This is a genomic window from Streptomyces sp. NPDC052299, assembly GCF_040679335.1.
Taxonomy (GTDB): domain Bacteria; phylum Actinomycetota; class Actinomycetes; order Streptomycetales; family Streptomycetaceae; genus Streptomyces.
Genome location: NZ_JBFAUP010000003.1, coordinates 405,343 through 414,880, shown reverse-complemented (window position 1 = coordinate 414,880; position 9,538 = coordinate 405,343). Strand labels below are relative to the sequence as shown.

Here is a 9,538-nt window from a genome sequence, read left to right as displayed (position 1 = left end):
CCCGAGCTTGTCCAGCGTTGTCCCCGCTGTACGGGGTGACGCCCGGGGGACGTACACGGTTGAGGAAGAACGGCACGCGCGGAAGCGGGGCACGGATGAGTGTGGACGAGATCGGTACGGACTGGCAGCCCGACGCGGGCGCCGACGAGCCGGGCTGGGACGTCGACCCGGACGACGAGTCGGGCGTCGCAGTGGTGGCCGCCGTGGGGCGCCAGCTCCGTGCGTGGCGGGAGGCGGCGGGGCTGACGGCGGCGGAGTTCGGTACGCGGCTGGGGTACGGGGAGAACCTGATCTACAAGGTGGAGGGTGGCCGCCGCATTCCTCGGCCTGAGCTGCTGGACATGGCGGACGAGGTCTGCGGGGCGGGCGGCAAGATCGCCGCGATGAAGAAGGACCTCGCGGAGGTGCGGTATCCGAAGAAGGTCCGGGACTTGGCGAAGCTGGAGGCGCGGGCGGTGGAATTGTCCTCGTACGGCAACCACAACATCCACGGCCTCCTGCAGACCAAGGCGTACACGGAGGCGCTGCTCGCTACGCGTCGGCCCGCGTACTCACAAGAGGAGCTTCGGCGACTGGTGGATGCGCGCATGGCTCGCCAGTCGATCTTTCAGCGCGACCCCGCTCCGGAGTTCAGCTTCGTCCAGGAAGAGGTGACGCTGCGCCGTCCCATCGGGGGTGCGGCCGTGATGCGGGAGCAGCTCGAACACCTACTGGAAGTAGCGAAGTTGCCGAACGTCGAGATCCAGGTGATGCCGACGTGTCGCGGCGACCATCCGGGAACAGGGGGGCGGATCCAGGTGTTGAAGTTCGCAGACGGCTCGGCTGTGGGGCGCACGGACAACGAGTTCGGTGGTCGGCCTGTGTCCGATCCGAAGCACCTCCGCATCCTGGACCTGCGGCATGGCATCATCCAGGCTCGGGCTCTCTCGCCTGGGGAGTCGAGGGCCTTCATCGAGCAAGTGCTGGGAGAGACATGATCCGCAAGACCGATGCCGAGGAAGCGCCCCGGTTGAAGTGGTTCAAGAGCAGCTACAGCGACAGCAGCGACGGGCACGACTGTGTGGAGGTCGCGACGGCGTCCGGCGCCGTGCACGTCCGCGACTCCAAGGACCTCTCCGTGCCGCCGCTCGCCTTCGGCGAGACCGCATGGGCGGGGTTCGTCTCGTACGCAGGCGACTGCTGACCACGCCCGCCCCTGGTCACGCCTTCGGCGGGTCCAGGGGCGTTCCGTCACGGAACCGGAACCCCAAGGCACGAACGAGCGCGAAGACCAGGTCCTCCGCCAGCGGATCGCACTCAGCCATCAGGGCGGTCCTGAGCGCCACCGGGTCCGGCTTGAGTCCGGCGCTTCGGGCCCACGCGCAGGCTCGCTTTCCCGTGTCGACCGCGTCGCCGATCCACTCACCCGGGAGGCCGTAATCCCGCGCCATCTCCGGCGACAACGCGCAGCGCCATGACAGGCCGTCGGGACTCGCTGCCTGGACGGTCACAAAGTCGCTGTCAACGACATGACAGACCAGGACGGCAGCGTGCGTCTCGTCGACGATCGAAGCGTCCGGGTCCGCAAAGGGACTCACTTGCAGGACCTGCCACTCGCCGTCGCGTGCCCACCACAACGGCACACAGTCCGCCGCACGCATCGCCGCCGACCGTGTCAACGGCCGGTCGGCGCGCGCCACGATGAAAGACCCCGAGAACCCCACGGCCGGGAACTCTAGCCGTGACCGCTGACACCGTCTCGTCGCCCGGCCCCGCCTGAGCGGCTTCGCTTCGTACGCCTGGCGCTGACCCGCGTCGCGCGTCGCACAGCGCGGCTGCCACCGCGACCTCCGTGCCCGCCAGCCAGACCGAGCAGAAGACGGTGATCCGGCCGGGGCCCGTCCGGCCCGGTGCGGTGCCGGAGAGAATGGCGCCCAAGGCGGTCGTCCGGTCGGTGGGGAAGAGGTGCGGTTCGCCGTAGGCGGCGGCCTGGGCCAGGGATTCCGTGAAGAGCACGTCGGCCCGGTCCGCGAGTGCCTGGGGCACCTCGCGGCGTGACGCGGTCTTGGGGCCGAGGGTGGTCACATGGGTGCCCGGCGAGACCCAGTCGGCGTCCAAGCACGGGCACCGCGTTGTTCGTCGCGACGACCACGACGTCCTGGTCGCCACCAGTTGCTCCGCCCCTACGAGCGTGTCGTACGTCCGGAAGCCGAACAGCTTCTCCGTACGCAGATGGCCTGCCGTGAACACCGGGTCAACGCCCCGAGACCGGCGTGCACCCGGGGCGGCGCGTGGAGCCCGTCCTCATGTGCCGCCAGGAGCGCACGGCCCGCACGGCCGTCGGGGCGTCGAGCCGGGCACGTACATCGTCGTCGTTGAGCACCTGCACGGGCATCGCACACTGCCTTCGGGGTGCCGATCACCGGGGTTCGTGCACGAGCCGCGGCAGCGGCACTCGCGCTGTCATTGTCAGACTCCGCGTCGGCTCAAGGCCGCCCGGGCGACGCCGGTGGCGGGGGCGGGACGGCCTCGGTGACGGGCCGGGGGTCGCACGGGGTGGCGGCGCCCTTGATCGCCGCGAACCATGCGATGCCGTGGTCGTGCTCGATCACCAGGGTGTCGCCGGGGTGGAGGGTGGCCCGCCAGCCGGCATCGGGAGCAGGAGCCTTGTCCTCCGTGTCCGGCGGGGGCGAGGGCGTGACTCCGGGCATGCCATCCGTCGGAGTCCCGATGTCGATCTTCATCCCGGGGTCCGCGACGCCCGCCGGGGGCTGAATGACCTCCCCCCTGGGCCGGGCGCAGGCGGTTCCGTCGGGCGGGCTGTCGATGCTCACCCGAACTCCCAGCTCGCGCACCCGCGCCACGAGGGCGTCCTGTTCCTCGGGGTCCGGGGTGAGGTCGTAGAGGGTGACGGTGACGCTGCCGTCTCCGTTCCGGTCCACGGCGTACGCCTTGGGCGTCGCGGGCGCCCCGGGCAGCAGCACCGCTGCCACCGTCGCCGCCGTGGCCAGTCCGGCCGCGAGCGCGAGCCTCGGCGCTGTGATCACGCGGCGCGGGCGCACCGGGGCGGGCTTCGGTCCGCGCGCCGCGATCTCCCGCTTCAGCTCTTCGAGCAGCCGGTCCTCGAATGTCGCGTTCATGCGCGCTCCCCTGTTCCCGCGATGCGTGTGTCCGTGACGAGGGCCGGTTCCGGGGGCGGTTGCTCCGTGATGCCGTGCACCGCCCCGCGCAGCGTCTTGCGCGCCCGGTGCAGCCGCACCCGGGCGGTCACCTGGCGGAGGCCGAGCGCCGACGCGGCCTCGGGGAGCGTGAGCTGGTCGACGGTGATGAGCTCCAGCAGCGCGCGTTCGCCCTGCGGGAGGACGGCGAGCGCGGTCAGCGCCCGGCGACCGGCCGCCTCGGCGTCCAACTGCTCCTCCAGACGCGCGATGTCGTCCGCCTACAGCAGCCTGCGGCCCGCGATCCTGGCGCCCAGGGCGGACTGGCGGGCGGTGCGGCGGGCCTCGGCGCCGACCAGGTTGCGGGCTATGCCGAACAGCCACGCCGTCTCGCTGCCCCGGCCCGGACGGTAGGAGTCCGCGGAGTCGATCGCGGCGAGGAAGACCTCCGCCGTCAGATCGGCGACCGTGTGGGGATCGGTGACGCGCCGGGCGACGAAGCGGGTGATCGCGTCGAAGTGGCGCCGGTAGAACACCTCGAAGAGGTCCGGGTCGCGTGCTGCCGCCGCCGGCCCGTCCTTGTCGCAGGGGTCGCTCGTCAAGGGGGTGCCTCCCAGTCTTCCGGCCTGCCTGTCACCCGTACTTGGCAGCGGACGGGACGGGCGTTACATGGGGTGCGCGTCTTCTGAGGTTCGCTGCGCCCCGGTTTCCGAGGGAGGCGCTTCCATCGGGAAGTGGATCGGGCTGAGCAGGTACTGAGTCCGCTCCGCCCCCGGTTCGTTGGCGAGCTTCGGGGCGATGGCCGCGCGCAGGCCGGCGATCAGCTCCTCCAGCTCCGCCGGGCTCAGCCACAGCGAGTGCTGGCGGTAGCCCACTTGGTCGGCCACGGGATCGGCCCCGTCACGGTCGAGGTACGCGGTGAACTCGGCCAGCAAAGCCGTCATCGCCGTGGTGAAGGCGCGCCGGTGGTCCTCCGGAGTGAGCGCGGACACCGTCTCCGGAGTGATCGCGGCCCGGTCCTGGCGCAGCCGGTAATGCCGTTCCACCGCGCCGCGCACCCTGCGCTCCTCGGCCACTTCGAGGATGCCCCCGGCCGTCAGCAGGTCGATGTGCCGGTAGACGGTGGCCTTGGAGGCTTCCGGGATGCGGGCGCAGAGCTGAGAGGTGGTCAGCGTCCTTGCGCCACCCATCGCGAGAACGATCCGCAGCCGGATGGGATGGGCGAGCAGGTCCAGGGAGTCCACGCTCTACTTTCTCACAGCTGCTACCTTTCTCATTCATGAGAATGGTTGAGGGTGGGGTGCCGGAATCGGCGCGGCGGTTCGCCGCACTGCTGCGGTCCGAGCGGTTCGAGGAGTCGGTGGAGCTGTTCGCGCCTCCGTTGCGCGCAGCGGTCTCCGCCGAGCAGCTGCGGCTCGCATGGGCGACCGAGGTCGCCGGACGCGGCGGGCGTGCGGTCGTGGAGGAGCCGGTGGCCGAGGCAGGCTCGGCACGCGTGCGCATACCGGTGCTCTGCGCCGAAGGCGGGTTCACCGTGGTCACGTCGGCCGGTGACGACGGGCTGTTGCAGGGGCTGCGGTTCGACACGCAGGGCGACGCCGCCTGGGAGGTGCCGGATTACGTGGACGAGGACCGGTTCACCGAGTGCGAAGTCGTCGTGGGCACCGGAACGCTCGCGGTTCCCGGAACGCTCACCCTGCCCGTGGGCGAGGGGCCGTGGCCCGCCGTGGTGCTGCTCAGCGGTGGCGGCGCGTTCGACCGGGACGGGAGCGTCGGCGCGAACAAGCCGCTGAAGGACCTCGCGTGGGGCCTCGCCTCCCGGCAGGTGGCCGTGCTGCGCTTCGACAAGGTGACCTTCGCGCACCCGGACCGTCTGCGGCCGGACTTCACGATGGCCGACGAGTACGTGCCCCACGCGCTCGCCGCCGTCCGGCTGCTGCGGGAGCGGCCCGAGGTGGCCCCGGACCGCATCCACCTGCTGGGGCACAGCATGGGCGGCAAGGCGGCGCCCCGGATCGCCGCGGCCGACCCCTCGATCGCCGGTCTGGTGATGCTCGCCGCGGACACGCAGCCGATGCACGAGGCGGCGGTCCGGGTGGCGCGCCATCTGGCGGAGCTGGAGCCGGGTCCGGCCGCCGACGCGATGGTGTCGGCCCTGGTCCGGCAGGCCGCCGCCGTGGCGGACCCGGGACTCACGCCCGACACGCCCCCGGAGTCGCTGCCACTGGGGTTCTCCGCCTCCTACTGGCTCGACCTGCGCGGCTACGACCCGGCGGCCACGGCGGCCGGGCTGGAGTGCCCGATGCTGATCCTCCAGGGCGGCCGGGACTACCAGGTGAGCGTCGCCGACGACCTCGCGGGCTGGCGGCGCGCCCTGGCGGGCCGCCCGGGGGTGTCGATCCGCGTCCACGACCGCCTCGACCACCTCTTCTTCGCCGGGAGCGGCCCGTCCACCCCGGCCGACTACGCGCGGCCCGGCCATGTGGACCCCGTGGTGGTGGACGAGATCGCGAGCTGGCTGACGCGGCACGAGGCCCCGTAGAGCGTGCTCTCAGGCGTCGTGTGGGCGCCGGCCGGGGCGCAGCGACGCCCCCCTGATCCCGCGCAGCACTTCCGCCCCGATCTCCGCCAGCCGGGCCCCGTCCGGCGGTGTCGCGCCCAGGCCGATCGCGTAGCCCGTGGTGCCGGTCGCCGTGACCGGGCGCGGCCACACGCGGCAGTCCGGGGCGCCCGCTTCCGCGAGGGCGGCTGCCAGGGCCAGGAGGCGGCGTCGCAGGCGGCCCTCCTCGGACGGCGCCGCCGTCGCGAGGGCCCAGGCCGCGTGCTCGGTGAGTGCGGGCGGGGCGCAGAGCGCTTCCGGTTCCGCGTCCAGGACTTCCCAGGCGCGGAACAGCTCCGCCGTCAGCAAGTCCCGCCCAGCGGGGCCCACTTGGCTCGTGCAGGAACGGACCGGGGCCGTCGGGGTGTACACCGTCACCGGTGCGTCCGTCCCCGGGCCGTCGCCCACCGGATCGCGCCAGTCCCAGGCCGCCCAGGTCGCGAAGAAGTCCCGGAGGCCGCCGCCCTCCTGTGCCGTGCGGGCCGCGAGGGTCGCCCAGGCGATGCCCGGGAGGCCGCCGCACGGCGCGGAGTCCAGGCCCCTGGCCGCCGCCCACTCCTTGACCTGCCGGGCCAGCGCGGTGAACGCCTCCTGGCGCGGGAACGCCTCCGCGTCGGTCACCGCGCTCAGCGCGACCGCCGCCGCCTCGCCCAGCTCCACGCGGCGCGCCACCGCCTCGGCCGGGGGTACGGTCCCCGTCGCCACGGTGACCAGGTCCACCCGCAGGCCGTCCACGTACCACCGCAGCCCGGGGACACGGGCCCCGCTCACCTCGCTCAGGCCCAGCGCCTCCGGGAAGGCGGCGGCGATCCGGTCCCGTACGCCCGCGACGGCCGGGAGCGCCGCCACCAGGTCCAGATCCGCGCCGGGGCGCGCGCAGCCCATGCGCCGCGAGCCGATGAGGTGGACGTGCGCGTCGGGGAGGGCGGCCGCGACGCGTTCGGCCACCCCTTCGGCGTGCAGGGAGGCCGCGCCGAGCGCCACCCGTACCCCGTAGTGATCCGATGCGTACAGCCCACCCGGCCCCGGCGCTTCCCCCGTCAGTCCAGCCGTACCCGCCCGCAGCCGGTCCGTGCGCAGCAGCACCCGGTCCAGACGCGACACCCGCCCCGACAGGGACGAGATCGCGGCCAGCGGATTGGCCGACGGGTCGAAGGTCGGGGTGTCGTCGGCCGGGCCGTGCACCTCCGTCCACGCGTCCGTCATCGCCAGGCGGGTCTGCGGGTGGTCGCCGCCGTCGTTGAAGTCGCCGACGAGGACGAGCTCGCCCTCCACCGCCGCCAACCCCGTTGAGAGGTCCGTCAGTTCGGCGTCCCGGCGGGCCGCGCCGTCGGGGGAGTGGTCGCTGCTGAGGTGCGTGACCGCCACCGTGACCGGGCCGTCCGCCGTCTCCACCACCGCCGCCGCGACCGCCTTGTGCGGGCCCAGTACGTGCACCGCCGCCTCGCTCACCGGCAGGCGGCTGAGCAGCAGCAGGCCGGTGTCGGGGACGTCGTGCCCGGCCGGGTCGGTCGCGAGGGTGTAGTGAGCGCTCACCCACTCGTAGCCCAGGAGCAGCGTCAGCAGCGCGGGCTCCACCTCCTGGAGCGCGATCACGTCCGCGTCCGCCGCACGCAGCGCCTCGGCCAGCAGAGGGCGGCGGCGCGCGGTGTCGATGCGGTCGCTGTCGTAACGGTCCCACAGGGTGTTCCAGGTGAGGACCGTCAGCGGGCCCGCCGGGCCCTTCGCGCCGGTCGGCGCCGGTTCCCAGGTGCCCGTCGCGGGGGAGTACGCGTGCGGGGTCCGGGCGGTGAAGTACGGGGAAGGCAGGCGGCGCGCCTCCCGTATCCGCCCGGCGTCCGTCGCGTCGACGCGGTCCGTGCCCGTCGCCCGGTCCCAGACCAGCTCGCCGTCCGCCTCGAAGAACAGCACCCGGTGCCACGGGATGTCGCCGCCCGGCGTGAACCGGTCCAGCGGCACCCGCTTCGGCTCCCGGCCGCGCTGCGCCACGCCCAGCACGAAGCGCGCCGGGTCGAAGCGGGCGTCCCAGCGGACGCGGTGGTAGATCTCCTCGCTCGTACGCATCAGGCCCGGTCCTCCACGGTTCCGCTGGTGCCGATGTACCAGGTGCGGTGCGCCTGGCCGGGATACGGGGGGACGAACCGGTGCAGCTGCGAGGCCAGCACCCCCGGTGGTACGGGGTGCTCCCGGCGCCCGTTGCGCGCGGCCAGCTCCGCCTCGCCGATCCAGGCCACGGCGTGCGTGACCAGGGCGTCCCGGCGCCGGGCTACCGCGTGGACCAGGGAGCGCTGGTGCGGGTTGAGCGAGGTGGCGTCCCAGACCACCGTCGCGCCGGGGACGAGGGCCGCGTCCAGCCGGTCCAGACCCTCCCGCAGCACGTCCCCGTTGGCGCTCTGGTCGGCCCGCGAGCCCCGGGCCAGGCGCAGGTCGTCCAGCGAGATGTACGTGGCGACTCCCGGCAGGCCCCGGCCGAAGGTGCTCTTGCCGCTGCCCGAGGGCCCGGCCAGCTGCACCAGGCGCGGGAAGTCCCCGGACCGCCACCGCCAGGTCGCGGCGACCGCCTCGTCGGCGGTGGCGACGCGCCCCGCCGCGTGCGCCTCGCGGGCCTGTGCCAGGCAGCGCGCGGCGGCCTCCGGCTCAAGAGCGGCGAACGCCCCGGCCAGCCCGTCCGGCTCCCGCACCTCCTCCGCGTGCAGGGCCGACCACTCGACCTGCTCCCGCGCCCCGTCGGTGTCCGCCAGCACCCCGGACACCGCGTGCAGGACGGACAGGTCGGCGGCGAGCGCCATCCGCGCCAGCCCGGCGCGCCGCTCCTCGTCGGGGTAGGGGCGGTGCAGCCCGGGGGCCAGCCCGACCAGATCCGCGACGCGGCGGGCGAGCGGCATGCCGAGCGCGGGGGCCAGCAGCGGGGCGAGGGCCGTGCGGCGGGTGCCGTGCAGCAGGGCGGCGAGGACGCCGGCGAGCCGGTCGTCGCCGGTGCGGCCGAGGGCGTCCAGGGCGTCGGCGGCGGCGAGGGCGTGGACCGGGGAGCCCGCCTGCTCCCCGATGGCCGCGGCGCCGGGCCCGCCTTCCGGACCGGCACCCACCGCCGCCGCCAGCGCCGCCGGGTCGACCGGCGCTCCGGACCGTACGGACCACAGCGCCGCCGCGGGCCCGAGCCCGTTCTCCACGACCTCCGCGTGCATCCAGTGCGTACCGGTCACCACGTGCCCCGGCCGCACCCACTTCCCGACGACGCGCCCGAACAACGCCGCCGGGAAGCCCGCCGCCGGGCGCACGACGTACCCCTCCTGCCGCCCCGTGTCCGGCTTCAGCGCGCGCAGCGCCTTCTCGTCGAACACCCCGCGCCACAGCACCGGCGGCACCGGGATGCCCAGGGAGCGCAGGAACTCCACGGTCCGGTCCCAGCCCAGGCAGCGGTCGCCGTTCCACACGGAGAACCCGTAGAAGTGGCTCTCCAGCGAGCCGTACGCGAGGGAGTGCCGGGCGAACACGTTCTCGCCGCAGATCCGCCACCCCTGCGGGATGCGGGGACCGACGCGGGCCTGGAGGGCCTTCACCCAGGTCCGGGACGGGTGGTGCGCCGAGTCCAGCGAACGGGCGTGCAGCCCGTCCGCGTACAGCGTGGTGTTCTCGCCGTCCAGCTTCTCGGTGACGACGACCTCGGTCCCGGCCAGCGCCGCGAGATCCGTCATCCGCACGTCGTCGGAGGTGGCCCCGGGCGACCAGGGCAGATGAGGCGTCCGTGGATAGTGCGTCCGCATGATCTTCCGCCCCCGTGCCGTTGCCGTATCCGGCCCGA

8 protein-coding genes and 2 pseudogenes are annotated in these 9,538 nt (G+C 73.9%); 3 read left to right on the top strand and 7 right to left on the bottom strand.

Translation table 11 applies throughout. The features are described 5' to 3' along the window. The first annotated feature begins 95 nt into the window (after positions 1–95). Complete coding sequence (locus AB0L33_RS07500; protein WP_365678578.1) at positions 96–977, top strand: helix-turn-helix transcriptional regulator; 882 nt, start codon at positions 96–98, stop codon at positions 975–977. Continuing rightward, entirely contained in the window at positions 974–1,183 is a 210-nt protein-coding gene (locus tag AB0L33_RS07495; RefSeq protein ID WP_365678576.1) for a DUF397 domain-containing protein, read from the top strand. The genes AB0L33_RS07500 and AB0L33_RS07495 overlap by 4 nt, the downstream gene beginning before the upstream one ends. Before the next feature lie 16 nt (positions 1,184–1,199). On the opposite strand, the gene AB0L33_RS07490 is transcribed toward AB0L33_RS07495, so the two are convergent. The 5 genes and pseudogenes from AB0L33_RS07490 to AB0L33_RS07470 form a co-directional block, all read right to left on the bottom strand. Further along, positions 1,200–1,703, bottom strand: coding sequence for a hypothetical protein (locus AB0L33_RS07490; protein WP_365678697.1), 504 nt, complete (start codon positions 1,701–1,703; stop codon positions 1,200–1,202). Between the two features lie 157 nt (positions 1,704–1,860). Further along, positions 1,861–2,064: pseudogene (locus tag AB0L33_RS07485) on the bottom strand (ornithine cyclodeaminase family protein); the annotation flags it as partial. A gap of 401 nt (positions 2,065–2,465) precedes the next feature. Continuing rightward, entirely contained in the window at positions 2,466–3,119 is a 654-nt protein-coding gene (locus AB0L33_RS07480; protein ID WP_365678574.1) for a hypothetical protein, read from the bottom strand. Continuing rightward, positions 3,116–3,739, bottom strand: a pseudogene (locus tag AB0L33_RS07475) (sigma-70 family RNA polymerase sigma factor). Before AB0L33_RS07475 ends, AB0L33_RS07480 begins: the two are co-directional and overlap by 4 nt. Positions 3,740–3,802: 63 nt before the next feature. Then, positions 3,803–4,381, bottom strand: coding sequence for a helix-turn-helix domain-containing protein (locus AB0L33_RS07470; RefSeq protein ID WP_365678572.1), 579 nt, complete (start codon positions 4,379–4,381; stop codon positions 3,803–3,805). A gap of 35 nt (positions 4,382–4,416) precedes the next feature. Here AB0L33_RS07470 and AB0L33_RS07465 point away from each other — a divergent pair, with 35 nt between their 5' ends. Next, positions 4,417–5,679, top strand: coding sequence for an alpha/beta hydrolase (locus tag AB0L33_RS07465; protein ID WP_365678570.1), 1,263 nt, complete (start codon positions 4,417–4,419; stop codon positions 5,677–5,679). Positions 5,680–5,688: 9 nt separating this feature from the next. Here AB0L33_RS07465 and AB0L33_RS07460 read toward each other — a convergent pair whose 3' ends face one another. Further along, positions 5,689–7,800 carry an RNA repair domain-containing protein gene (locus tag AB0L33_RS07460; protein WP_365678568.1) on the bottom strand — a complete coding sequence of 704 codons (2,112 nt, stop codon included), beginning with the start codon at positions 7,798–7,800 and terminating at the stop codon, positions 5,689–5,691. After that, a complete protein-coding gene (locus tag AB0L33_RS07455) occupies positions 7,800–9,500 on the bottom strand; it encodes an RNA ligase family protein (protein ID WP_365678566.1) in 1,701 nt (566 codons plus the stop codon). The genes AB0L33_RS07460 and AB0L33_RS07455 overlap by 1 nt, the downstream gene beginning before the upstream one ends. Between the last annotated feature and the right edge of the window lie 38 nt (positions 9,501–9,538).